Raw genomic sequence first — 24,723 nt, forward strand, 5'->3', positions numbered from 1 at the left:
TCATTGTTGATTATCAGAACTTACGTTTATGTATCGGTCAAGAATAGTGTGGCGTAATGTCACGGGTTGATCGAGGACGGAAGCGGCTACGGGGGCTGTACGACCGGGTACGGGGGAGATACGCGTTCAAGATCGGGCTCTCTATTCTGGTCGTCACCGTCTTGCTCGCCGGGGTCGGCTACGTCACCGTCACGACAGTCCAGGCGAACATCGAGGACGACGCCGAACAGCGACTCGCGGACTCCGCGGAGCGTGAGGCCGCGGGAATAGACGGCTTCATCGAGCAACGCGGCGGGGACGCACTCCGGCTCTCCTCCGTCGAGGGAATCGCGAGCTGGGACGAGCAGCGTCGACAGCGGGAACTCAACAGCGAACTCGAACGGCTTCCGGATACCGTCAAGGCGATCCATTACGTCGACCTCGAAAACACCCGAGTCGAAACGAGCACCGACGAGGAGTGGGACGACCGGGAGTTCGACCGGGGGGAGTATCCGTGGGCGGTCGATCCGGTGACGCTGACCCCCGGGGAGACGAGGCCGTTCCAGCCCTACGAAGCGGACGGGGAGAAAGAACTCGGATTCACGTCGCTGGTCAACGAACAGCAGTCTCACGCGATTGTCCTCGTGGTCGATCTGCGCGACCGGAGTGAACTGCTCCGCTCGCCCGTCGAGGGCGGGAACATCCAGGTCGTCACTCACGAAGATGGCTCGGTCGTCCTCTCTCAGGATTTCGACGAGATCAACAGCCAACACTTCCTGACGGACGAACTGGACTTTCTGACCCGTGCGAACACGCGGACGCGGATCGACGAGGTTTCGACTGAGACCGATCAGGTCAACGGCTCGGAGATGATCGTCGCCTCCGCGCCGGTCGACGGCGCCCGGTGGTCGGTCGTCGCCGCCGGACCGCGGAATACGATCTTCTCGACCGCTCAAGATGTCTCCCGGAACCTGCTGATTCTGATCGGTATCGCCGTCTTCGGCCTCGTCGCGGTCGGTGCCGGAATCACTCGCGACATCAACAGATCTCTCTCGCAGATGTCGACGTACGCGACGGAAATCGAACGCGGGAATCTCGATGTCGATATCGACCAGTCCCGGACTGACGAGTTCGGCGGGTTAGCCGGCGCGTTCGCACGTATCCGAGACACGCTCAGCGAGCAACTCAGCGAGGTCGAAGAACAGGCGGCCGAGGCCGAACGCGCCCGGGAAGAGGCCGAACAGGCCGAACTCGACGCCCAGCGAGCGAAAGAGGAAGCCGAGGCGCTCAGTTCGCATCTCGAAGCGAAGGCCCAGGAGTACCGCGAGGAGATCCAGGCCGCCGCCGATGGAGACCTCACGCGACGACTCGATACCGACAGCGAGAGCGAAGCGATGGCCGAGATCGGCCGGTCGGTCAACGAGATGTTATCCGATATCGAGGATCTGGTCGTGCAGATTCAGGATCTCGCGACCGAGGTCGACGGCCGGAGCACGGAGGTCACGGAATCGACGGCGGAGATCCGTCGCTCCAGCACCGAAGTCGCGGACAGCATCGAGGAGATTTCCGCGGGAGCGGACTCCCAAAGCGAGAAACTCACCCGGGCCGCGGCCGAGATGAACGACCTCTCGGCGACGGTCGAGGAGATCGCCTCCTCCTCGCGGGAGGTCGCACAGCGGTCGAGGGAGGCCGCCGAGGAGGGTGAACAGAGCATGGAAACGGCAACCGAAACCGTCGGCAAGATGGAAGCGATCGAGGCGAAGGCTGTCGACACCGCGACCGAGATGGAATCGCTACAGGCGGAGGTCCAGCGGATCGGTGAGATCGTCGACGTGATCGACGAGATTGCCGAACAGACGAATATGCTCGCGCTGAACGCCTCCATCGAGGCCGCACGGGCCGGCGAGGCGGGCGACGGGTTCGGGGTCGTGGCCGACGAGATCAAATCGCTCGCCGAGGAGACCGCCGCGGCGACCCAGGAAGTCGAAGATGTCGTCACGTCTGTCGAGCAGTCGACCGAATCGGTTGCCGAGGATATGTTCGCGATGCGCGAGGAGGTCGAGGACGGTCGGCGGGCGGTCGACGATACGGTACGCACGCTCGAATCGATCGCCAAGAAGATCGAATCGGCCAACTCCGGGATCCAGTCGATCAACGACGCCACCGACGAGCAGGCGACCTCGACACAGAACGTCGTGCAGATGGTCGAGGAGGCGAACGAAGTCAGCGACAGGACGGCCGAGGAATCGCAGAACGTCTCGGCCGCGGCCGAGGAGCAGACCAGCGCGATTCAGCAGATCTCGAACAGCGCCGACTCGCTCTCACAGCGGGCAGAACGACTCGGAGAGATCGCTGACCAGTTCGAGACCGAGGTGACGGCATCGGCCACGGCCGACGACGACTGAGACGTGGCCGTCGTTCGCCCGCCGGCGGTTCACTCCAGTATCTCCGGGGCTCCGGAGACAAACGGCGAGCGATACGTCACCTGTGAGAGCACGCCGAGAGCCGTGGCCCCCACCAGCGTGGCTGTCTGTATCGAATCGAGCGTGAGTCCGAAGGAGATGCCGAAGATGAAGAGCATTCCGCCGAACATGACCGAGAGAAATCGGCCGTGCGGTGAGATCAAGAGACCGAACCGCGTTCGCATCGAAGCGGGGGTCGTCTCCACGAGTCGGGCAATCCGTTCGACGTCGACCGGTTCGTCGAGGTGCTCTGATACCCGTCCGGCGAGCCTGTACTGCACGCACGCGTCAGCGAGTTCTGTCGTCTCGATGCGTATCTCCCCGCCGTCTCGACGTGGCGCGATGCTTTCTGTCCCCCGGACCGGGAGTGACGAACGGAGAGCGAGATAGGTCTGAAGTCGCTCCTCGGAGAACGTCGGGCGGAGATACATCTGCAGCGTGACGAGTACGCCCAGCGTACTCCAGGCGCTCCCGACGAGTACCAGCCCGATCACGACCCCTCCGGTCGCCGTATGATCTGCCGATACCGTCCACCCGGGAACCACCTCCGCGACGGCCTCGGTCGCGTACCCGAGTGTTCCCGTAATCGGTAACCCCCAGACGACGACCGGGAGGACGATCGCCGCGTTGAGCCAGAGGACAGTCCGATTTCTGATCGAGCCCCAGCAGACCCCGGTCTCGTCGGTCTCGTCGGTCTGCTCCTCGAAGCGAAGGAGTACGTCCTGTATCACTCCCGCAGGGAGAGCGAGCGTGAGGTAGACAAGGACCGGCACACCGACGAGCACGACGAGCGGGTGGCGGGCCGACACGAGATCACTCCACCGAAGGGCGCCCAGACTGACGAGAACGACTGCCGCCTGTATCCCGACGAGTAACGGCACTGTCAGCCGTCTGTTGAGTCGTCGAGCGGCGGGTTCGAGGGCGGTGTCACGACTCATTTGTGATCGGCGGAGCCGGCTGCGAGTTCTGCTTACACTTGGTTTTGAGCCATATGAGCATTTCCCAGCGGCTCGTGGAGACCGCGAGCGCGGCGCTCGATGCGGTCGGGGTTCGCGGACGACGGGGTACCAATCGACCGTGGTGTAAAAAAGGCGTAATCGGCGTGAGTTAGCCGCCGAACTCCTCGGTCAGGGCCGGAACAACGTCGAACAGGTCGTCGACGATGCCGTAGTCGGCGATGTCGTAGATCGGAGCGCTCGGGTCGTTGTTGATCGCGATGATCGTGTCAGCGCCTTTCATCCCGGCGACGTGCTGGACGGCACCGGAGATGCCGATTGCGATGTAGATGTCGGGCGTGACCTTCTTGCCGGACTGGCCGACCTGTCGCTCCTGGCCGAGCCAACCGTTGTCGACGATCGGTCGGGAGGCCGAGACGGTCGCGCCCAGGGCGTCGGCGAGTTCGTGGATGATCGGGAGGTTGTCCTCCTCCTCGATGCCACGGCCGACGGAGACGAGCACGTCGGCCTCGGTGATGTCGACATCGCCCGAACCGACCTCCTCGAAGCCGTTGACGGTGGTATCGAGTTCGCTCTCGTCGATGTCGGCGTCGAAGGCCTCGATGGCGGCGTCGCCGGTGCCTTCCGCGGCGGGCCACTCGCCGGGTCGGACCGTCACGAAGGCCTCCTCTGAGTCCACCTCAACGGTTCCTTCGGTCTTGCCGGAGTAGAGTTCGCGGATGACCGAGAGACCGTCACCGGTCTCGAAGGCGACGGCGTCGGTGACCAGCGGGAGGTCGAGTCGCTCGGCGACGGCCGGGACGAAATCCAGACCGTTGACGGTGTTGCCCGCGACGACGTACTGCGCGTCGATCTCGTCGGCGAGCTGTTCGACCGCCTGCGTGTAGACGCCGTGGTTGAACTCCTCGCCGTACTCGACGGTGTGGACGGCGTCGACGCCCTCGCGGTTGAGGTCCTCGGCGTAGCTGTCGACGTCGCCGCTGATGACGGCGGCGTGAACGTCGCCGCCCGTGGAGTCGGCGAGCTCTCGGCCAGCCGTCAGCAGCTCGTAGCTCACGTCCCGGAGTTCGCCGCGGCGGTGCTCCGCGACGACGAGCACGTCGCTCATGCTCCCACCCCCTGCTCGCGCAGGAATTCAGCGAGCTGCCCGGCGGTCTCCTCGGGGCTGCCCTCGAACAGCTCGGTGTCGCTCTCGCTTTCGGGCTCGACGAGCTCGGTCAGCTCGATTGCCGACTCCTCGAGTTCGACGCCGAGGTCGTCCGGACTCACGACGTCGAGGGGTTTGCTCTGGGCCTGGCGGATGCCGCGCAGGCTGGCGTAGCGCGGCTCGTTGATACCCGTCTGGATCGTCAGCACGGCCGGAGGCTCGACGTCGGTGAGCTCCTCGACGCCGCCCTCCAGTTCGCGGTGGACGCTCGCGACGCCGCTGTCGCGGTCCAGGTCGAGCTGGTTGACGACGGCCGCCCACTCGTAGCCGATCTTCTCGGCCAGGGCGACGCCCGTCGCGCCGATGGCGACGTCACCGGACTGGACACCCGACAGCACGAGGTCGGGCTCCTCTTCCTCGACGACGCCGGCCAGCAGTTCGGCCTTCTGGGAGGGATCGAGAATCGTCTTGCCCTCGAAGGAGTCGTCCCAGACACGGATGGCGCGGTCGGCTCCTTTCGCCAGGGCCGTCCGGATCGTCTCTTCGACGCGCTCGGCCCCGAACGTTACTGTGACGACCTCGATGTCGTCGTGCTCTTCGCTGAGTTGGACGGCCTCCTCGATGGCGTAGTCGTCCCACTCGTTGAGGTCGTAGGTGAGGTACTGATCGGCGATCGAGGTCCCGCTGATCTCGAACTCGTCGTCCGCATCGGCGACCTCTGTTACTGTTACGAGGATCTTCATACAGTATGGGTATTTTCGTACATCAGGTAAACATTTTCGATACGGCTGGAAACCGACGAGCAGTTTGTTTTTACCATGGTAATTGTGATCCGGGTCGCGGCTTACACGAAACGGGATACTGTCGTTACGCGTGGTCGTTGCAAACCTTTCGAGGAGGAGACTTCTCTAACTCCGGGCCGGCGTCGGCGGACCGGGGATCATTCCTCGGACTCGGTAATATCTTCCTCCGGGAACGAGATGAGGTTCTCGCGGCCGATCCGGAGTTTGTCGATGCGTCCCTCCTCCTCCATCGAGGACAGGAGTTGTGACACCTTCGCGTTCGACCAGTCGGTCTCCTTGACGATATCCGCCTGTTTCATCCGTCCCCCGTTCGAGGCTAACAGCCGCTCGACACGTTCTTCGTCGCTCAGCAGTTCCGTGTCGACATCTGTCGGAGGGTGTGTGCCCGCGGTGTTAGCCGATTCCGAATCCCCCGTCTCTTCCTCCGCTGGGTCTGTCGTGTCCCCCGTGGGAAGCAGCCCCCCCGCGCTCAGATCGGTCGGGAGTTCGATCTGGAGCTGGTCCCCGCGCGTCAGGAGAACCGCCACCGCGATACCAATCGCAGCGACCGGGATGAGAATCCACGGGAAGACCCCCGAGCGTTCGGTCGGTCCGACTGTGCTGTTGTTCGTTCCGTTCCCGTTCACACCATTCCCGCCGTTCGTCCCGATGAACGTCGCTTGCAGTGAGGTCTCGTCGAACTGCGTCGGCCCCTCCCACATCAGCACTCCGTTTCTGGCCGGGACGGTCGAATCCCGGACGCCGTAGCCGGGCGGTGCGGAGATTCGCAGCGTCTGTGCCTCGCTCAGTTCGGACAACCAGAGTTCCCCGTTTTCCATCACCAGCACGTCACGGTCGATCAGCAGCTGGTCGTTCCGTTTGAGCATGAAGTTTTCCCAGGTGAACACGACCGTAAACCGCCCGACGCCGTTCCGGATCTCGCTCTCCGTCGAGGTTTCACGGGCGAACCCCGTGATCTCCATGTCCCGGGCGGTCTGGCCGTCGACGCCGGCGATCCCGCGCTCGAAGGTACTGAACCCGAGCGGGGGAAGTTCGCCGGCCCTGAACTGCTCGGCGGTCGCTCGATACGCGTCTTTCTCGGCCTCCGTGTCGAGTGACACCGTCGTCGTGATGTTCCATCGGGCGTCGCCGTCTTCCTGTAGCTGGGCGGCAAAGTGCACCGGCGGCTCCCCACCGAAACTGTCGGTGGGCTCCTGATCGACGGAATCCTCTTGTGCGGCGGCTAGCCCCGCGACCGGGGCAGATGTGGCTAACGCCACGCTGACGAGGAGGAGGGCGACCACGGCAGCACGTGACGGCGGAGACATACTCGGCAACTCGGCCCCTGTCGGGAAAACCCTTTCCATAAAACGTCATACGGCTTTATGAACTGTCTCGGGGGCGTTCGTGGCGTCTGAGCCGTTCGGCGTCTCCGGAAGAAACCACGGGATAATCGGGGGAGCCACTGGGTTTTTATACGTATGCAGAAAACTGTACTGTGAGATGAACTCGGCCCTCCGGTGTGTGAGCGCGCTGCTGGCGATCTGTCTGCTCTGCGGTGGTGGGGCACCCGTCGGGGGTGAGTTGGCCGCCCAGGAGTCGACTGCGAATCAGGGGACGATTACCCCGAACTCGAACGGCACCAACTACCTCTCACCCATCACTCCCGTCTCTGAGTCCTACGAACGAGTTCGTGCCGACGCATCCAGCGCCGCCGGCATCAGCGCCCAGATGATCCACAGCGAATTCGACAGGCGGACGTTCGACGAACAGCTGTCCGCAGCGAACCAGAGCCGATCCGAGGCGATTGCGGACGCGCAACTGGATCGCATCGAAACCCGGTTCGAGCAACTCGCCCAGCGCCAGGAGGAACTCCACGAGAATCAGGTCGGTGATGCGGGCCAGCGTTCGATCGCCGGGACGGTGACGAACGCCTCGGAGTCCCTCGAAGTCACCCTCGGGCTGACGCACGCGTCCGGGCCGCTACGCGTGACGGTGACGGACGACAGCGGGGCCGTCAGCAACGCGACCGTCAGAATCGACGGGGCGTTCGTCGGGACAACTGACAGCGACGGCAGACTGTGGACGATTCAGCCGCGGAACGGATTCGAGGTGACGGCCGAAACGGGCGACGGCGAGGCGGTCTCGATCTCGTTCCCGTAGGTTGAAATACTGGTTCGGGTCCACCCACCGTATGGAACGGGCCGCGAGTTCGGTCGTCGGCGTCGTCTTGCTGTTGGGAATCACAGTCGTCGGGGCCGCGACCGTCGGGTTGGCCGTGAATTCGACGACCGAGACTGCCCCGACGATGGCCTCGTTCGATCTCGCGGTGGACGCCGAGACGAACTCGCTCACGCTCACACACCGGGGCGGCGATCCGGTCGACCTGACGCAGGCGGAGTTTCACGTCACGGTCGATGGCGTACCGTTAGAGAGTGACCCGCCGATCCCCTTTTTCGCTGCTGTTGGGTTCCGTTCCGGTCCGGACGGACCGTTCAACGCCGCGAGCCCGAACACGTGGCACTCGGGCGAAACCGGACGGTTCCGGATCGCAGGGACGAACGATCCGACAATCGCTCCGGGGTCGGCGGTCACCGTACGGGTCGTCGTCGACGGAACAGAAATCGCCAAGGTAACTGCGACGGCCTGACGGGCCGATTAGAAGCCGTACAGGTCGCCGTATTTGTCTTCGGCGTACTCGAGGAAGTGGCTCGCGGAGAGTTCCTCGCCGGTCGCGCGCTCGATCAGTTCGGGCGTGGTGTACCGGCAGCCGTGCTGGTGGATCTCCTCGGTGAGCCAGCCGGCGATCGGATCGAACTCGCCGCGTTCGATCATCCCGTCGAGGTCGTCGAACTCCGAGCGGATGGTGGCGTCGATCTGCGCGGCCAGCAGTGATCCGAGCGAGTAGGTCGGGAAGTAGCCGAAGTTGCCGTAGGTCCAGTGGATGTCCTGCAGACAGCCGTTTCTGTCCTCCTCGGGAACGACGCCGAGGTACTCTTCCATCTTCTCGTTCCAGACCTGCGGAACCTCGCTCACTTCGAGATCGCCCCGGATCAGATCGCGCTCGATCTCGAATCGGAGGACGATGTGCATGTGGTAGGTGAGTTCGTCGGCTTCGACCCGGATGAGATTGTCCTCGTAGACCTCGTTTGCGGCCTCGTAGAACTCCCGGGCGCTGGCGTCGACGCCGAGGTGATCCTCGACGGCCGATCCGAAGTACCGCCAGAACGGCAGGGTTCGACCGACGTGGTTCTCCCAGAAGCGGGACTGCGACTCGTGGACGGTCATGTCCCGACTCTCGCCCAGCGGGGTGCCGTACTCCTCGTCGGGGAGACCGAGCGTGTACCTCGCGTGGCCGAACTCGTGGATCGTCGAGCCGACGGCGTCGAGCGGGTCGTCGGGTGAGAACCGGGTCGTGACGCGAGCGTCGAACTGCGTCCCGGTCGAGAAGGGATGCGGCGCGGTGTCGAGACGGCCGCGACTCCAGTCGTAGCCCAGTTCGTCAAGCGCCTCTCTGACGAGCGCCTCCTGATCGCTCTCGTCGTACTCGCCGTCGAAGGGGTCTGCGAGTTCGGCGTCGCTCTCGCTGACCTGTTCGATCAGCGCGGGGAGTTCGGACTTGAGTTCGCCGAGAATCTCCTCGATGGTCTCGATGTCGAGATACGGTTCGTAGTCCTCGACGAGCACCTCGTAGGGGTCGCGGTCGGGATCGATCTCCGCGGCGTACTCGCGGCGGAGTTCGACGAGTTCTTCGAGCGGTTCCTCGAACTTCGAGAAGTCGGACTCGGCTTTTGCCTCCTCCCAGACGGGCATAGCGTTCGAGCTGACCTCCGAGAGCTGTTCGACAAGCGCCTCGGGGACCTCGCTCGCACGCTCGTGTTCGCGTTTGATCTCGCGAACGACCGCTTGACGCTCCCCGGAGACCGAGCCGTCGAGTTCGTCCAGCCACTCCGCGAGCTGGTCGTCGGTGAGTAGCTCGTGTTCCAGCGTCGATAGCGTCGACGACTGCTTCGAGCGGGCGGGAGTCCCCTCGTCGGGCATCATCACCTGCTGGTCCCAGCTCAACACCCCGGCGGCGTCGCCGACGTAGTTGTACTGCCGTACGTGATCGAGAAACGCCTCGTAGGCCTCCGAATCTGTCGTCTCTTTGCTGGCCATACACGTCGTTCGATCCGCCAGCCCATCAACGCATCGCCAGCGGAACTTCGTCCCAGCAGACACTCAGAGCAACCGACTCCCGAACCGCTCGGCGCTCTCGCGGTATATCTCGTAACACCGTTCGAGAACGGCAACCGAGACGCTCTCGTCTGCGGTGTGGGCTTGCCCGGGTTCGGCGGGACCGCAGACAACACAGGTTGTCCCCGCGTCGGCCAGCCACCCGGCATCGGTCGCGTGCGGCTTGCTGACTCGCTGTGGCTGGGCCTGCTGGGCAGTCGCCGCCGCGTCGACGACCAGATCCGCGAAGTCGGGATCGTCGCAGGCCATCGGCGGGAGGTCCTGCTCCACCTCGACCGAGATGCCCTGTCGATCAGCCAGGTTCGAGAGCGGAACCCGTTCGCCGGGAACCGTCCGTTCGTCGACGGTGATCGAACACGAGTCGGGAACGACGTTCCAGGCCGTCCCGCCCTCAATCTCCGTGACGGCCAGCGATCCGGAGACGCTCCGTCCGAGTACCGTCGTCTCCGGGACAGCCAACTCGCGGATCGCCTCGACGGCCTCGACACCACGGTAGATCGCGTTCGTGCCGGCGTCCGGTTCGCTCGCGTGCGCTCGCACCCCCGCCGCGTGTACGGTGCTCGCCCGTCGCCCCTTGTGGGCAACGGCGACATCAGTGACCCCCTCTGCGGAGTACCCCGTCGATCCCTCACCGACGATGGCGTACGCCGGACAGAACCCGTCGTCGATTGCACCGCGTGCCCCGCGGCCGCCGGTCTCCTCGCCGACGAACGAGGCGAAGACGAGTTCGCCGCCGGAGAGCGTTGCGTCCCGGAACGCACACATCGCGGCGGCGACAGCCCCTTTCATATCGGCAGTCCCGCGGCCGTAGAGACGCCCCCCCGCCGGTCGACGGCGTATCGCCCGTCGTCCAGTTGTTCGCCGGCCGGCGGCACCACGTCGTGGTGGCCGACGAGCGCGAGTTGCCGGCCGGAGCCGCGACTCGCGAGCACGTTTCCGTGGCGGTCCCGGGTGACGCTCCCGTCGGTGTGGTCCCGGAGCCATCGCTCGATGTAGTCGCCCGCCTCGGTTTCGTCGTCGTGGCTCGGAATCTCGACGAGAGAGCGGGTGAGTTCGGGGAGATCCATATCGGCGTTCACTCGCGACGCCGGCTAAAGCCCTCCGGTCGTCGTAGGCGCTCGCTCTCCGCGCGGATCGCTCGGGGAAAACAGTCATACGTGAACCGTACCAACGACACGCAACGGAATGGAGGGCGAGTTGCTCGGGCAGATGGTGGAGGCCGTCGGCGTCGGAGTCGGCGCTTACGACGAGACCGGCGCCTACGTCTACGTCAACCAGGCCTACGCCGACATGCTCGACACAGACAGAGACTCGCTGATCGGGACACGTATCTGGGAGGTCAACGACGCCGTCGACCCGGACCGGTTCGAGGAGTACTGGAACTCCTACGACGACGGGGAGACCCGGACCGCCGAGGCCGTCCACGAGTTCGGATCGACGGCGCTCGACGTGCAGACGATCACGACTCGCATCGAGACGCCCGACGGCCGGTTCAACGTCGGAACGATCCAGGACATCTCGATTCAGAAACGGCGGGAACGACAGCTGAGTCGGCTACATGCGGTGACTGACGAGCTGATCGAAGCCGGATCAGTCGACGAGATTGCGAGGGTAATCACCGAGACCGCGGAACAGATTCTCGATTTCAACCGGACGGTCGTGAGGGTGGCGACAGACACCGGTGAACTCGAACCGGTACTGGTGACCGACGGAGCGCGGACGGATTTCGGAGACTGCTGGGCATACGACGCCGACGAGGAGACGGCCGCTGTCCGCGCCTTCGAGGAGGGTGAAACGGTCGTCGTCGAGGATGTCACCACCCTCGACGACGGCTACGACCGCGGGGATACCGCGGCGGTTCTGTACGTCCCAATCGGGTCGTACGGGCTGATCAGTATCACCCATCACGAGCCCGGTGCCTTCGACGAGACCGACCTCGACCTCGCGTCGATCCCGGCCTCGAACGCCGAGACGGCGTTCAGACGGCTCGAAAACGAGCGCGATCTCAGGCGGCAGAACGAGCGTCTGGAAGCGTTCGTGGATGTCATAACCCACGACATCCCGAACCACCTCACCGTCGCCACGACTCGGGTCGACCTCGCCCGACAGACCGGCGACCTCTCGCATCTCGATCAGGTGGCGAACGCCCACGACCGCATCGAATCGGTCATCTCGGACATGCATACGCTGGTCAACTACGGCGACCGGATCGAGTCAGCAACGTGGGTGCGACTGTCCGATATCGTCACCGGCTGCTGGGAGAACTGCCGAGAGGAGGAGTCGAACGGGACCCTCGAGTTCGACGGGGCCGGATACATCCGGGCCGACGAGAGCCGGCTCAAACAGCTCCTCGAAAATCTGTTCTGGAACGCGCTCAGCCACGCCGGACCCGATCCGACGGTCCGGGTCGGCCTGCTCCCCGATGGCTTTTTCGTCGAGGACGACGGACCCGGGATTCCGGAGTCACAGCGGGAGAAGGTGCTCTCTCCCGGCTTCAGCGAGGCAGACGACGGCGACCACTCCGGGTTCGGCCTCGCTATCGTTCAGGAGATAACCCGGGCACACGACTGGGAAGTCAGTATCACCGACAGCGAACTCGGTGACGGCACGCCCGGCGCGCGGTTCGAGTTCACCGGCGTGACAGTAAACCGGGAGAACACCGCTGACGGGGCGTAATGACGTGCCTTTTTAACCGAAGGCAACGTAGCCCGGCACAAGATGTTCAAGGCGATAGTGCGAGCGGAACGGTTGCAGTCGACGCTTGACTCCGTGGGCGTGCTGGTGGACGAGTGTAAGATCCACCTCGACGAGGGCGGGATCGAAATCCGGGCCGTCGATCCCGCAAACGTCGGGATGGTCGATCTCTCGCTGGATGCGGACGCCTTCGAGTCCTACGAGGCAGACGGGGGACTGATCGGCGTGAATCTCGTCCGGCTACAGGATATCGCCGGGATGGCCGACAGCGACCAACTGGTCGAACTCGAACTCGACGAGGAGACCCGCAAACTGCACATCTCCATCGACGGACTCGAATACACCCTCGCGCTGATCGACCCCGAATCGATCCGCGAGGAGCCCGACCTTCCGGATCTGGATCTCTCTTCGACCATCGTTATCGAGGGTCGCGACATCGACCGGGCGGTGACCGCCGCGGATATGGTCAGCGACCACATCGAACTCGGTGTCGACGAGGCCGACGGGGTGTTCTACGTCAAGGCGGAAGGCGACACCGACGACGTCCATCTCGAACTCGACGGGGACGATTTGATCGATCTCGTCGCCGGCGAGGCCTCGTCGCTGTTCTCGCTCGATTACCTGCAGGACATGAACAAGGCTATCCCGAAAGACGCCGAGGTCACGATGGAACTCGGAGAGGAGTTCCCGGTGAAACTGCACTTCGACATCGCCGAGGGCGAGGGTGCCGTGACATACATGCTGGCGCCCCGGATCCAGAGCAACTGATCGGCCCGTCATACCTCTGTCTGACGCACAGTTTTGTGTGGCCGCCGGCAACAGAGTTACATGACCAGTCTCGACGAGGCGTACACGCGGGATTCTCCGGTGTCGAGACCGCGGCAGGCCGCCGTCGGTGGAACTCTCGTCGGTGTCGGTGTCCTCGCGATCATCGGCGCAGTGGCCGCCGTCTGGACCGGCGGGGAGAGCACGGCTGCGAAACTGTACGCGGGAATCGCCGCCGGCGTCGGGATTCCGCTCATGTTCTCGGGAATCGTGGTCGTCCTGCCCGCGAGCAGGCGGACCCGGATCGGTGTGCTGTTCGGGACGCTCCTGTCCGGCGGTGGCGTCTGGCTGTTCCAGTACGCCTACCCGGATCGGTGGACGCGCACGGCCGATCCACTCGCCTTCGAGACGCTGTTTTTGTACGGCATCGGCTGTGCGATCGCCGTCTGGTTCGTCTTCACCGCGATTGCGAACACCCGGCTGCGGAACAACCCACAGGGCACCGTCTCGCTCGAAGTCATCACCCAGGGAGAGACGAAGACGGTCGAGGTGAGCCACCGCGAGTACCGCGAAATCGTCAGCGACGGCGGGAATCCGAGCGATTACATCGACGACCTCGACGAGTAATCAGCTCCGTTCGTTCCGAACGAACGGCTGACCCTCTCGTCTACGCCGTCTGTAATGCTTCCTGCAATCGGTCGCCTCCGTCTTCGTAGATGCTCTCGCCGTGGCCGACGAGAATCCGCTCGGGGTCCCAGTCACCGAGGCGAGTCGGTGGCTCATCGAGCACCGGGTGGACGCCGAGGACCTCCCCGTCCGGCGTGAACCCCGGCGAGGTGCCGACCGCTTCGGGGACGACCATCGTCCCGGCTGACTCGTCGACGAGAACCGCCTCCTCCCAGTCGTCGGTGTCGAACAGTTCGTGGGATTCATAGCCCGTCTCGGAAAGCGCCGAACCGAGCGGTTCGGGCTCTCCGTCCAGTTTCTCGGCACCCAGGTCCATCCACTCCGGCATGAACACGGACACGTCGTGACGCTCGGCTACGGCCGTCGCATCCCGGGTGTGGCGGTCCTGGAGAACGACGACGCCCGCCACCGTGCCGAGGTCCGAGAGGTGCCCGTCCAGCCCCTCGGCGTCGACCGGATCGACGACCAAGACCCCCGTTTCGGTGGCGAGGGCGTGACTCGCCCGTCGCGGCTTCTCGTCGGGATCGGCGATCCAGCTGACTCCGTCGCTCCACTCGGTCACTCCGTCCAGTTCTGGTCGGTCCTGAGCGCCGTCGTCGGACATGTACCCACGTACGACCCCCCGGGATAAGCATCTATCCCGTGAACCGGTCCGTGGGAAGCCTTCTCTGGCACACGACGAGCGGATAACTCAGTTTTTATTCGCTCGGCGACTCGTTCGGCCAATGAGTTACCGAATCGGTCTCGTCGGCAAGCCCTCGGTCGGGAAGTCGACGTTTTTCAACGCGGCGACGATAAACGACGTGCCCGAGGGGGCCTATCCCTTCACGACCATCGACCCGAGTCTCGGTGAGGCGTACGTCCGGACGGACTGTGCCGCCCCGGAGTTCGGCCGAACCTGCCAGCCCTCGGTCGGCAAGTGCGCGGACGGAACGCGGTTCGTGCCGGTCAAACTCGTCGATATCGCCGGGCTGGTCCCCGGCGCACACGAGGGCCGCGGCCTCGGCAACCAGTTTCTCACCGACCTGAACGAGACGGACGTGCTGGTCCACGTCGTCGACTTCTCCGGAACGACCGACGCCGAGGGCGAGGCCACCGAGGGACACGACCCCCGCGAAGACATCGACTTCCTCGAGGAGGAACTGGACGCGTGGTATCTCGACATCCTCCGGAAGGGGATCAGACGCTACGAGGACAAGGAACTCTCAGATCCCGACCCGGAGGACGTGCTGGGCGAACAGCTCTCTGCGTTCGGGATCAGCCCCGCAGAGATCAAACAGGTCATCCTCTCGGTCGACCTGCCGGTCGAGCCACCGGCGTGGGACGAGCAGGACCAGCGGACACTCGCTCAGGAGATCCGCAAGCGCACCAAGCCGATGGTGATCGCGGCGAACAAGATGGACGTGCCGGCGGCCCAGGAGAACTGGGCGGAGATAACCGACGATCCGGCCTACGACCACCTCACGTTCGTCCCCGTCTCGGCACACGCCGAGAAGGCGCTCAAAAACGGTGCCGAGCAGGGCGTTCTCGAATACACGCCCGGCAGCGACGAGTTCGAGATCACCGCCGACCTGCCCAGAGCGAAGAAGACCGGACTGGAACAGATCCGGACGTTCGTCGAGGAGTACGGCGGCACCGGCGTCCAGCAAGCCCTGGAGACCGCCGTCTTCGACGTGCTGGATCTGAAGGCCGTCTTTCCCGGGTCCGCCTCCGGCGACTGGACGAACGGCCCGTTTCGGGACTGTTTTCTGCTCCCTTCCGACGCGACCGCCGAGGACTTCGCCTACCACCTGCACAGCGACATCGGAGACGGCTTCCTGCACGGGATCGACTGCCGAAACGACCGACAGGTCGGTGCCGATACGGTGCTCGACCACCGCGCCGTCGTCGAAGTTGTCTCGACGACTCAGTAGCGAGCGCCGGAAAGAACCGTTAAGTCGTCGAGTCTCGGCCCCAACCGACCGGAGAAAGACACTTACCGAACGTGTGACCAGTAACGAGCGATGGAACGACGACAGTTCGTGTTCACGTTGTTGCTCGCGGTTCTCGGCTCCGGCTGTGCCCGCAGCTCGCTGTCCGACAACGAAGACGGCGACTCGGAGAGTGACGAACGGCCAGACCCGAGTGAGGACATCTTCGTCACCGTGTCGAACCGGCGTTCCCAGCGGGTGGTCGCCGGTGTTGTCGTGCTGGAAAGCAGGGGCAGGGGTTCCGTCATCACCGAGCGGAGCGTACTGCTCGACCCCGGGGAGTCGACGGCGATATACACGGGAATAACGAGCCCCGGCGATTACCCGTACGAGATCTATCTCGACGGCGAACTGGCGTTCGAGGCCACGTACAACGTCGGGGAGTTCGACGTAGAGACCGGTTCGAACATCGACATCGGGATAGAGCCCGACGAGTTGGACATCGGTGCAGAGGACTAGCTGTCCCGGAGGCCGATCGTTCTGAGACGAGCACAGCACGCTGACACAACAGTCATTTGCCGCGCGGTAGTACGGCCGGCTATGCTGGATGGACTCCGCTGGCTCGCGCTCGAAGTCAAGTATCTCGACCGGGCACAGTCGTTTTACGAGGCGTTTCTGGACCTGGAGGTGCGCTCGGAGAGCGATCACGAGGTGGCCTTCGCGGCCGGCGACACCGACCTGGTCCTCAGGCGACCGCACTCGGTCCCGCGCGGGGGGTTGCACACCCACTACGCGCTGTCGATCCCTCGCGGCGAGTACGACTCGTGGTACGAGCGACTCGACGAGCGGTTCGATCTCGTCGAGCACACCTTCGGGGACTCGAAGTCGCTGTACTTCTACGACACCGAGGTCAACTGCGTCGAACTCGGGCAGTCAGACGTGGCGGGGCCGGGCGTCGACGGCGTCTTCGAGGTCGTCTTCGAGGTCGAGGATCTCGACCGAGCACAGGCGCTGTACGGAGAGTTGGGCTTCGAGACCGTCGACGAGGGCGACGACCGCAAACGCGTCCGGATGACCGCCGGTTCGTTCGACATCGAACTGTGGGAGCCACACCTCGGGCTGGCGGACGCCCGCGGCGGCGTCCACGTCGACGTTGGAATCGAGGCCGACGACCCCGGAGCGGTCGTCGATTCCGCCCGGGAGCAACTGGCCGCAGTCGAGGAGACAGAGCGGGGGTATCGGCTCCGCGATCCAGACGGACACTACCTGACGGTGGTCGAACCGTAGAAACCCCACGCTTTTCTATCGGCGGGCGCAGAAGTGGGGAACATGGAGAGTCTCAACAGGATGGCGACGGAGTTGGTCGACGAGGCAATCGAGTTCGCGGACGAACTGACCGTCGACGTCCACCAGCTAACGGGCGATTCCGCCGTCCTCGATTTCGGCGTGGAAGCGCCGGGCGCGATTGAGGCCGGACTGCTGCTCGTCGAGATCCAGACCGCCGGGCTGGCGACCGTTCAGGCCCGAAGCGGAACCGTGGGTGGAACGCCGCGCACGCACGTCGAACTCTCGACCGATCAGCCGGCACTGTCGCTGCTCTGTGCCGGAAAAGGGGGCTGGGAACTCGTCACCGACTCCTTCGAGGGGCTGGGAAGCGGCCCCGCGCGCGCCCTCGTGGCCGAGGAAGACATCTTCGACCGCGTCGGATACGCCGAGTCGTTCGACTTCGCCGTCCTCGCAGTCGAGTCCGACCAGTTGCCCGACGAGGCAGTCGCCCAGCGGGTTGCCGACCGCACCGGCGTCCCCGAGAGCGGGGTCTTTCTGCCGACCTACGCCGCGGCCAGTATCACCGGGAGCGTCGTCGGCGCGGCCCGGGCCGCGGAACTGGCCGTCTACCGACTCACCGAACTCGGCTACGACCCGTTGGATGTGCTCTCCGCGACGGGGTCTGCCCCGGTCGCACCCGTCGCCGGAGACGAATCGACCGCGATGGCGTACACGAACGACGCTGTCATGTACGGCGGCGAAGTCCATCTCGTGGTCGAAGAGCCGTTCGACCGCTTCGACGAAGTCGCCTCGACCGCCCGCAGTGAGTACGGCGACCCGTTCGCCGACATCTTCGAGGCCGTCGATCACGACTACGCCGAACTCGACCGCGAACTGTTCGCACCGGCACAGGTGACCGTCGACGTGGTCGGCGGTGAGACCCACACCGTCGGTGAGACCGCCGAGGACGTACTCGTAGAGAGCTACGGGCTCTGAGAGGGGCCGTAGGTTCGCGACTTTCTGTAGTTACGGGGCTCCCGAGAGACCGTTCGCTGTAGAACCGGGACTCGGGTGGAAACAGAAATAGTCAAGTACTGACTGACCATTCAGTCAATGTGGTCAGAGGCAGACACTCACGCGATGCGCGTCGCCGCCGTCCCCTGGTCAGAGGATCGCGGCGGCGTCGATTCGACACCCGCGCAGGTGGTGGTTCGCGATGAGCGACGCCGAAGAGCCCGAGCAATCCGGTCTGAGTCGCGAGCAGTACGTCATCGTCGGTTCCGTCATCGCCAGTACGTTCTTCGTCGGCTTCGGCGGCGGCGTCATCTTTCCGATCCTGCCGAACCTGGGTCAGGTACTCGGCATCTCACCGTTTTTCGTCGGTCTGATTCTCAGCGCGAACCGGTTCTCGCGGCTGGTTGCGAACGCTCCGGCGGGCAGCGTCGTCGACCGGGTCGGAACCCGGACACCCTTCATCGTCGGCCTGTTCATCCAGGCCGTCTCTACGTTCGGCTACGTCATCGCGTATCTCTCGCCGACTCCGGAGCCGTGGTTCCTGCTCGTCAGGATCCTCTGGGGTGTCGGCAGCGCACTCGTGTTCGCGACGGCGTACACCATCGCCGCGGACATCAGCCAGAGCGGCTCTCGGGGGACCAGTATGGGACTCATCCGGGGCGGCACCATCTTCGGCTTTCCCTCCGGACTGGTCGTCGGCGGCGTCGTCAGCGACGTCGCTGACGGTGTCTTCGCGGGGGTTCCCGGTGATGTCGTGGCCTTCATCGTCGCGACGATATTCGCGCTGTTTGCGACGCTTCTGGCGTATCTGTTCGTCCCGGAGACCCACGTCGCGAGCGACTCGAACGAGTCGGTCAAACCCTGGGAGATCGACCGCAGCGCCACGACGCTGACGGTCGGGCTGGTGAACTTCACCATCCTGTTCGGCTACATCGGCGCGCTGTTCTCGACGCTCGTGCTCTTCCTCAACGAGCGCAATCTCAGCCTCTTCGGCTTCGCCCCGCAGGGCACCTCGGGCATCTTCATGGCGATTACGGTGCTCTCGGCGGCGGTGTTCATGCTCGGCGGCGGCTACCTGAGCGACCACCGCGAGTCCCGCGTCCCGACGCTTCTGTTGTTCGTCGGAGTCGCGTCGGTCGGATTCCTTGTGCTTGCGGTCGCGAACTCGGTGCCGGTGTTGGTGATCGCCTGCATCCTCATCGGAAGCGGCCAGGGCGGAACGAGCGGCCCTCTCGTCGCACTCCTCGCGGACCTCACCCCCGCCGAGAAGATGGGCCGGGCGTCCGGAACGAACAACGTTCTCGGCGATGTCGGCGGTGGGCTGGGTCCGCTCGTCTCGCTCCCGCTGATCAACCTCGTCGGGTTCACGCCGGTGTACGCGGCGTGTGCGTTGCTGCCGCTCTCTGCCGGTGTGATCCTCCTCGTTGGGATCAGGTACGAGACCGGACGGCTCTTCCCCGAGACGGACTACATCGACGTCTCGACCGAATCCACGGCCGACTGACCGGCCGCTGATCGACACTCTCTCGGGATGCGGCACAACAATCAAACCGTGGGAGCACGAATCACCGTCGATGAAAGCGGGTGATTTCGTCGGCCCAGTGGTCGTCCACGACTCCGGAACGATCCGGTACGGAAACGAGGAGTTCGCGGGGCTGGTCGGTATCGAGAACTCCGCGGAACTGGCAGGTCACTCGCTTCGCTCGTATCTCTCCGACCCACACTGGCGGTCACTCTCCGAACAGATCGACCGGATTGAGGAGGGGGAACCGGCGCTCGGGGTGCGGGTCGGCCTCGAAGGGACGAACGGGACTCACAGGGAGGTGATCGCGGTCAGTTCGCCCGTCGAATGGGAGGAGACGCCACAGGTCCAGACGACCTTTCTCGACCTCACACAGGGTGAGTTAGCGGCCTCGCTCAGGGAGAACGCGATGCACGAGGCACCGGTCGGCATCACGATTGCGGACGCGACGGCGGAGGACACCCCGCTGGTGTACGTCAACGACCAGTTCGTCGAGATGACCGGCTACCGGCGCGAGGAGGTGCTCGGTCGGAACTGTCGGTTTCTTCAGGGGGCGAACACCCGTCCCGAGCCAGTGGCACGGCTGCGCGAAGCGATTGCCGACGAGGAGTCGGTCACAGTCGAACTGCGGAACTACCGGAAGGACGGCTCGCTGTTCTGGAACCGAGTGAGCATCTCGCCGGTCCGTGACGAGACCGGAACCGTGACACAGTTCCTGGGATTCCAACAGGACATCTCGGACGCGAAGGTGTACGAGCGCGAGAAGACGCTGTTCGAGAGCCACGCCGAGGCGTCGGATCAGGTGATGTACGTCACCGACACCGAGGGACGGATCGAGTACGTCAACCCGGCGTTCGAGGTGACGACCGGCTACGACGCCGACGCGGTGCTCGGAGAGACGCCGGCGCTGTTCTGTACGGACAGCGACGGACCGATCCTGGGTTCGGGTTCACCCCCTCGCGGAGAGAGCTACCAGGACGAACGCACGAACACGACGAAGACGGGCGAACTGTACCGCGTTCGTCGAACGGTCGTTCCGATTATCGACGACAGAGGCGAGACGACACACTACACCGTCATCGAGCGGAGCGTGACCGAAGAACAACTCACGACCCAGGTTCTCGGCGTCCTCGACAGAGTGCTCCGACACAACGTCCGCACCGCGGTCAACGTGATCGACGGCTACGCGGAGTATCTGGAGTCCAACGTCGAAGGAGAGAAGCGGGAGGCCGCGACGGCGTCGATTCGGAGGCGTTCGCGGGAGCTTCGAGAGATCAGCGAGAAAGTGAGCGTCATTCGTCAGCTACTCGAAACCGAAGAGCCGTCACCGCTGGAACTCACACACCTCGACAGCGTCGTCACCCGATTGCGACGCCAACACCCGAGCGCGGAGATTGACCTCCAGGTTCCGACCGACACGCGCCGTGCAATCGCGAAGGGGAACATGTTCCAGTGTGCACTGGAGATGGCGGTCGAGCACGCGGTCGAACACAACGACAGCGACCCCGCTGTGGTCGAAATCACGGTTGCTGCCTGTGAGAGCGACAACACTGTCGAGGTCGAAATTGCCGACAACGGGACCGAAATTCCCGACTCGGAGTGGGAGATCATCGAGGGTGGGGCCGAGACCCCGCTCAGACACACGAGCGGCATCGGTCTCTGGGTGATGTACTGGGCGGTCGTGGCACTCGGCGGTGCAGTCGAACGCGAGCGCAACGACCGCACGGGGACGACGCTCACGTTTCAGGTTCCGCTCGCGGCGACCAGTCCCGACTGACGTCAGCCAGCCGGCATCTCACAGCACGCCCATCTCGTCGAGTCGCTCCGGGAGGTACGTATCGGTCACGAAGTCCAGACCGCGGGAGGCGAGTGACTGCTGTTCGGATTTCTTCTCGATGTCGAGTTGGAGTTCGATCTGTTCCTCCCAGAAGTCGGTCTGAAAGCGCGGATCCTCCAGTTCGGACTCTAAGGCGTTGATGTCTGAGTCGCTCAGCGGATCGGTCGGGAGGTCGTACTCGACGATGTCCTGCGGTCTGATCCCGATGAAGTCGGCCTCGGGCGTCGCCAGATACTCCGAGAGGTGTGCGCTTTTGATCGATCCGTAGGCGACCGAGCCGTAGATCCGGTAGCTCCACGGGTCACCGTCAGTGAACACCACCGTCGGGAGGTCGAGTTCGTCGTGCAGCCGTTTGGTGATCCGGCGGGTCGCCCGCGCGGGCTGGCCTTTGAGGTGGACGACGATAGCGTTGTACTCCTCGTCGAAGCCGTTTTCGACCAGCCGATCACGCATACCACCGGTCTCGACACAGAGAACGAAGTCGGCGTCGTTGTCGAGAAAGTCGATGGTGTCCGGGTTGTTCGGAATCTGGTAGCCCCCTTCTCCGACATCCTTCTGGCAGTGGATCTCTCGCTCGCCGCGGCGGGTCTGCTCGCGCAGTCTGAGCGGCCCCATGATCGTCGCCCCGGACTCCTCGGGCCGCATGTGGAAGTCCTCTCGGGTCGCCCCGGAGACGATTTCGAGATCCTCGATCAGCGAGTTCGACTCGTCCTGACTGCCGAACTGCGCCTCGTCGAGATCCCACGATTCCGAGAGATAATACAGCTCTCGCAGCGTCGAGGAGCGCCCTTCCTCGATCTGCTGGAGGAGGAAATCGATGGTGTAGGTGGCTTTCAGTAGCTTCTCGGCCCCGCTGACGGTCTTGGCGGTCCGGGTCGACGTCCGGTCGCCGTAGACCCAGACGTGCTTGTCCTCGTCGTACTCGATGTTCGTCTTGGTCCGGGTCGGGACCTGCATCCGGGGCACGTCGCCGTCCTCGAACTGGTCGTAGAACTGTTCTGCAAGGGCCATCAACTGCTCGCGCGGGTCGGGTGTGTCTTCTGTGCTCATTGTTAGGCGTCGATCGTGAGTTTCTCCTCTTCGATTCCTTCGACGGCGACCTCTGCGTCGGCCGACTCGGAGACCTCGTAGGTCAGGGTCCGCTCGTCGCCGCTGTCGACGGTCGGATTCCACTTGATGAACCACTCGCCGTCCATCTCGACGACCTGGGCCTCTCCGTCGGGATCCGGCTCGTCGGTGACGATTTCGGTGATCTCCAGGTCGGCGTTGGTGTCGGCGTTGTTCTCGACGGTGAGTTCGACGGCCCCGTTCTCGCGGTGGCGCTCGACCAGCACGTCGTTCATGATCCGGGCCAGCGTGCCGTCGATGTCGAGGTCGTCGTTCCCGGTGACGTTGGCGAGTTTCTCGGCCATCTCCGGCAAGATGGTCGCCAACTTGTCCTGCTTCTGGCGGCGCTGTTCCATCGAGCGGCGCTTCTTGAGGAAGCTTTTCAGTTCGCGGGCCGCCTCCCGGACCGCGAGTTCGATCTCGTGTTCGATCTCGGGGACGTTGGCGACGGCGTCTTTCGACTCGCTGGTGAAGGGCACGTTCGTCGACGCGATGTGGACCATGATCACGGCCGGGCCGTCCGGGAGGCCGCTCCCGCCGGGCTGGTCCAGCCCGTAATTCCGCCAGCCGATGTCTTTCAGCACGTCCGTCGTCGCGCAGGCTCCGCGCTGGTAGACCAGCGGGACGCGGTTCGCGAACCGCATCACGTCGGCCTTCCCGCCGTCTTCGAGTTCTCCGCCGTAGGCGATACCGGCCTCGACGATGAACGGATCACCGCCGTGGACCGAAGCGTCCCGCGTCGACGCGGCGTAAAAGTCCGCGTCGTACTCCTTTCGCAGCCCCGCCTCGACCAACTCCGCGGTGATCGGAGCCAGACAGTCCGTCGGCGGGGAGATGATGTCGGTCTCGCGCATCGCTTCGAGCAGTTCGGACGCGGCGTCCCGGTCGGCCGCAACCTCCGTGATCTGCGGCGGGTCGTCCGGCACCCGCGCGGCCGCCTCCCACAGCGCTTCGGTGATGTTCTCGCGGGCCGTGTCGCCGAAGGTCGCGTCGTCGCGCTCCTCCGTCATGTCGGCGGCCCGGTCGACCAGCCGTCTGAGTTCCTCCTCGGTGAACCGGTGGGACTCGCCGGGCTCGAACTTCTCCGCCAGTCGCTCGGCCATCCCCCGAACCACGGCGTCGTCCTTTCTGGTCGTCGTCGCGTCGTCGACCAGTTCGTAGAGGTCCGCCTCGCGCTCTTCGGAGATTGCCGCCCACGCGGCGTCGCGGGCCTTCTCGCGGACCGTCGATCCGAACGTCGTTCCGTGGCCGGTCTGGATCGTATCGGCCGTCTCCTCGACGATTGTGGTGAGTTCGTGGTGAGCCAGTCGCTCGTGCTCGGCGATACGGTCGACGACCTCGGCGGCGAACTCGGCGGTCACCTCCGCGCTCTTGTTGGCGACGGCCTCGACGATTTCGCTCTCCGTGTCGAGGTCTTCGTGCGCCTGCGGCGGCCGCCACCGGAGTTCGCGGCCGTAGTATCGGTCGTTGAAGGCGTCGATGACCGAATCAGCGGTCTTCTGACCCACGCGGGTGAACTCGCCCTGCATGAAGCCGGACAGCGAGTACGAGTCCGTCTCCTCGGCCATCTTGATGAGCGTCCCGAGTTCGACGCCGTGAGGGTGCGGGCGGATTTCCTCGGTTTCGGCCGGCAGTTGGTCGGTCGCGCGCTCGAATTTGAACTCCGCCTGTGGCTCCCGAAGCTCCAGGCGGGCGTGTGGGTTGACCACCGCCGTGTGTTTGATGTAATCGTGGAGCTGCTGGCGGGCGCGCATGTTCGCCTCCATTTCGAGTTCGATCCGCGTTCCGTGGGGCCGATCCCACTCGGTCGGCTTCTCGGTGCTGATCTCCGGCTCGTTGGTCTCGGTGTCGACGATCAACTCGAAGTACTGCGCCTGTTCGCCGTTTTCCGTGCGAGAGGTGATCTTCGCCGGCTTGCCGGAGGTCAACTGCGAGTACAACACCGCCGCGGAGATACCGATCCCCTGCTGTCCGCGGTTCTGTTCGCGTTTGTGAAAGCGGGAACCGTACAGGAGTTTCCCGAAGACTTTCGGGATCTGCTCTTTCGTGATCCCGGGGCCGTTGTCCTCGATCACGAGCGTGTAGTAGTCCCGGCCCTCCTGGATTTCGACGTAGATATCGGGGAGAATACCGGCCTCCTCGCAGGCGTCCAGGGAGTTGTCGACCCCCTCCTTGACGGCGGTCACGAGCCCTCGGGCCCCCGAGTCGAACCCGAGCATGTGCTTGTTCTTCTCGAAGAACTCGGCAATGGAGATAGAGCGCTGGCTCTCGGCCAGTTCCTCGGCGATCCCCTCGTCCTCGCCGAGCTGGGACTGGTACGTTGTCATCGGCTCTCTCTACCCGGCCAATCCTTAAATGT

The 24,723-nt window shown here is 64.4% G+C and carries 20 protein-coding genes and 1 pseudogene; 12 read left to right on the top strand and 9 right to left on the bottom strand.

Features of this window, described 5'->3' with window-relative positions; translation table 11 throughout:
* Window positions 1-56 precede the first annotated feature (56 nt).
* Window positions 57-2,384 (top strand): methyl-accepting chemotaxis protein, encoded by a 2,328-nt coding sequence (locus tag GRX03_RS06340; RefSeq protein WP_159763366.1) that lies wholly within the window; start codon window positions 57-59, stop codon window positions 2,382-2,384.
* Between the two features lie 29 nt (window positions 2,385-2,413).
* On the opposite strand, the gene GRX03_RS06345 is transcribed toward GRX03_RS06340, so the two are convergent.
* From GRX03_RS06345 to GRX03_RS06360, 4 genes are all read right to left on the bottom strand, one after another.
* Window positions 2,414-3,379 (bottom strand): hypothetical protein, encoded by a 966-nt coding sequence (locus tag GRX03_RS06345; protein WP_159763367.1) that lies wholly within the window; start codon window positions 3,377-3,379, stop codon window positions 2,414-2,416.
* A gap of 169 nt (window positions 3,380-3,548) precedes the next feature.
* A complete protein-coding gene (locus GRX03_RS06350) occupies window positions 3,549-4,505 on the bottom strand; it encodes an electron transfer flavoprotein subunit alpha/FixB family protein (RefSeq protein ID WP_159763368.1) in 957 nt (318 codons plus the stop codon).
* Complete coding sequence (locus tag GRX03_RS06355) at window positions 4,502-5,287, bottom strand: electron transfer flavoprotein subunit beta/FixA family protein (RefSeq protein WP_159763369.1); 786 nt, start codon at window positions 5,285-5,287, stop codon at window positions 4,502-4,504. The genes GRX03_RS06350 and GRX03_RS06355 overlap by 4 nt, the downstream gene beginning before the upstream one ends.
* Before the next feature lie 197 nt (window positions 5,288-5,484).
* Window positions 5,485-6,654, bottom strand: coding sequence for a helix-turn-helix transcriptional regulator (locus GRX03_RS06360; RefSeq protein WP_159763370.1), 1,170 nt, complete (start codon window positions 6,652-6,654; stop codon window positions 5,485-5,487).
* Between the two features lie 175 nt (window positions 6,655-6,829).
* On the opposite strand from GRX03_RS06360, the gene GRX03_RS06365 reads away from it, so the two are divergent.
* Together GRX03_RS06365 and GRX03_RS06370 are read left to right on the top strand one after the other, a co-directional pair.
* Window positions 6,830-7,489, top strand: a complete 660-nt coding sequence (locus tag GRX03_RS06365; protein WP_159763371.1) for a DUF7096 domain-containing protein — start codon at window positions 6,830-6,832, stop codon at window positions 7,487-7,489.
* Window positions 7,490-7,520: 31 nt separating this feature from the next.
* The gene (locus GRX03_RS06370) at window positions 7,521-7,976 is read left to right on the top strand and encodes a type IV pilin N-terminal domain-containing protein (RefSeq protein ID WP_159763372.1); all 456 of its coding nucleotides are present in this window, start codon (window positions 7,521-7,523) and stop codon (window positions 7,974-7,976) included.
* 8 nt (window positions 7,977-7,984) lie between these two features.
* Here GRX03_RS06370 and GRX03_RS06375 read toward each other — a convergent pair whose 3' ends face one another.
* Both GRX03_RS06375 and GRX03_RS06380 read right to left on the bottom strand, forming a co-directional pair.
* Window positions 7,985-9,484, bottom strand: a complete 1,500-nt coding sequence (locus tag GRX03_RS06375) for a carboxypeptidase M32 (protein ID WP_159763373.1) — start codon at window positions 9,482-9,484, stop codon at window positions 7,985-7,987.
* A gap of 63 nt (window positions 9,485-9,547) precedes the next feature.
* Window positions 9,548-10,629: pseudogene (locus GRX03_RS06380) on the bottom strand (M20 family metallopeptidase).
* A gap of 118 nt (window positions 10,630-10,747) precedes the next feature.
* On the opposite strand from GRX03_RS06380, the gene GRX03_RS06385 reads away from it, so the two are divergent.
* From GRX03_RS06385 to GRX03_RS06395, 3 genes are read left to right on the top strand one after another with little or no spacing between them, the layout of a single operon-like run.
* The gene (locus GRX03_RS06385) at window positions 10,748-12,238 is read left to right on the top strand and encodes a sensor histidine kinase (RefSeq protein WP_159763374.1); all 1,491 of its coding nucleotides are present in this window, start codon (window positions 10,748-10,750) and stop codon (window positions 12,236-12,238) included.
* 42 nt (window positions 12,239-12,280) lie between these two features.
* Window positions 12,281-13,024, top strand: coding sequence for a DNA polymerase sliding clamp (locus GRX03_RS06390; RefSeq protein ID WP_159763375.1), 744 nt, complete (start codon window positions 12,281-12,283; stop codon window positions 13,022-13,024).
* A 60-nt stretch (window positions 13,025-13,084) separates the two neighbouring features.
* Entirely contained in the window at window positions 13,085-13,648 is a 564-nt protein-coding gene (locus tag GRX03_RS06395; RefSeq protein WP_159763376.1) for a DUF7139 domain-containing protein, read from the top strand.
* A 40-nt stretch (window positions 13,649-13,688) separates the two neighbouring features.
* Here the strand turns inward: GRX03_RS06395 and GRX03_RS06400 are convergent, their stop codons facing one another.
* Window positions 13,689-14,312, bottom strand: a complete 624-nt coding sequence (locus GRX03_RS06400) for a hypothetical protein (protein ID WP_159763377.1) — start codon at window positions 14,310-14,312, stop codon at window positions 13,689-13,691.
* A gap of 121 nt (window positions 14,313-14,433) precedes the next feature.
* On the opposite strand from GRX03_RS06400, the gene GRX03_RS06405 reads away from it, so the two are divergent.
* From GRX03_RS06405 to GRX03_RS06430, 6 genes are all read left to right on the top strand, one after another.
* The gene (locus GRX03_RS06405; RefSeq protein WP_159763378.1) at window positions 14,434-15,621 is read left to right on the top strand and encodes a redox-regulated ATPase YchF; all 1,188 of its coding nucleotides are present in this window, start codon (window positions 14,434-14,436) and stop codon (window positions 15,619-15,621) included.
* Window positions 15,622-15,711: 90 nt separating this feature from the next.
* Window positions 15,712-16,137, top strand: a complete 426-nt coding sequence (locus GRX03_RS06410) for a hypothetical protein (RefSeq protein WP_159763379.1) — start codon at window positions 15,712-15,714, stop codon at window positions 16,135-16,137.
* Between the two features lie 81 nt (window positions 16,138-16,218).
* Window positions 16,219-16,905 (top strand): VOC family protein, encoded by a 687-nt coding sequence (locus GRX03_RS06415; protein WP_159763380.1) that lies wholly within the window; start codon window positions 16,219-16,221, stop codon window positions 16,903-16,905.
* 42 nt (window positions 16,906-16,947) lie between these two features.
* Window positions 16,948-17,880 (top strand): methenyltetrahydromethanopterin cyclohydrolase, encoded by a 933-nt coding sequence (gene mch / locus GRX03_RS06420; RefSeq protein WP_159763381.1) that lies wholly within the window; start codon window positions 16,948-16,950, stop codon window positions 17,878-17,880.
* 220 nt (window positions 17,881-18,100) lie between these two features.
* Window positions 18,101-19,402 carry an MFS transporter gene (locus GRX03_RS06425; RefSeq protein WP_159763382.1) on the top strand — a complete coding sequence of 434 codons (1,302 nt, stop codon included), beginning with the start codon at window positions 18,101-18,103 and terminating at the stop codon, window positions 19,400-19,402.
* Window positions 19,403-19,472: 70 nt separating this feature from the next.
* Complete coding sequence (locus GRX03_RS06430; RefSeq protein ID WP_159763383.1) at window positions 19,473-21,197, top strand: PAS domain-containing sensor histidine kinase; 1,725 nt, start codon at window positions 19,473-19,475, stop codon at window positions 21,195-21,197.
* An 18-nt stretch (window positions 21,198-21,215) separates the two neighbouring features.
* Here GRX03_RS06430 and GRX03_RS06435 read toward each other — a convergent pair whose 3' ends face one another.
* On the bottom strand, window positions 21,216-22,307 hold the full coding sequence (locus tag GRX03_RS06435) for a DNA topoisomerase IV subunit A (protein ID WP_159763384.1): 1,092 nt from the start codon (window positions 22,305-22,307) through the stop codon (window positions 21,216-21,218).
* A gap of 2 nt (window positions 22,308-22,309) precedes the next feature.
* Window positions 22,310-24,691 carry a DNA topoisomerase VI subunit B gene (locus tag GRX03_RS06440; protein ID WP_159763385.1) on the bottom strand — a complete coding sequence of 794 codons (2,382 nt, stop codon included), beginning with the start codon at window positions 24,689-24,691 and terminating at the stop codon, window positions 22,310-22,312.
* Between the last annotated feature and the right edge of the window lie 32 nt (window positions 24,692-24,723).

This window comes from Halovenus carboxidivorans, assembly GCF_009831575.1.
Taxonomy (GTDB): Archaea; Halobacteriota; Halobacteria; order Halobacteriales; family Haloarculaceae; genus Halovenus; species Halovenus carboxidivorans.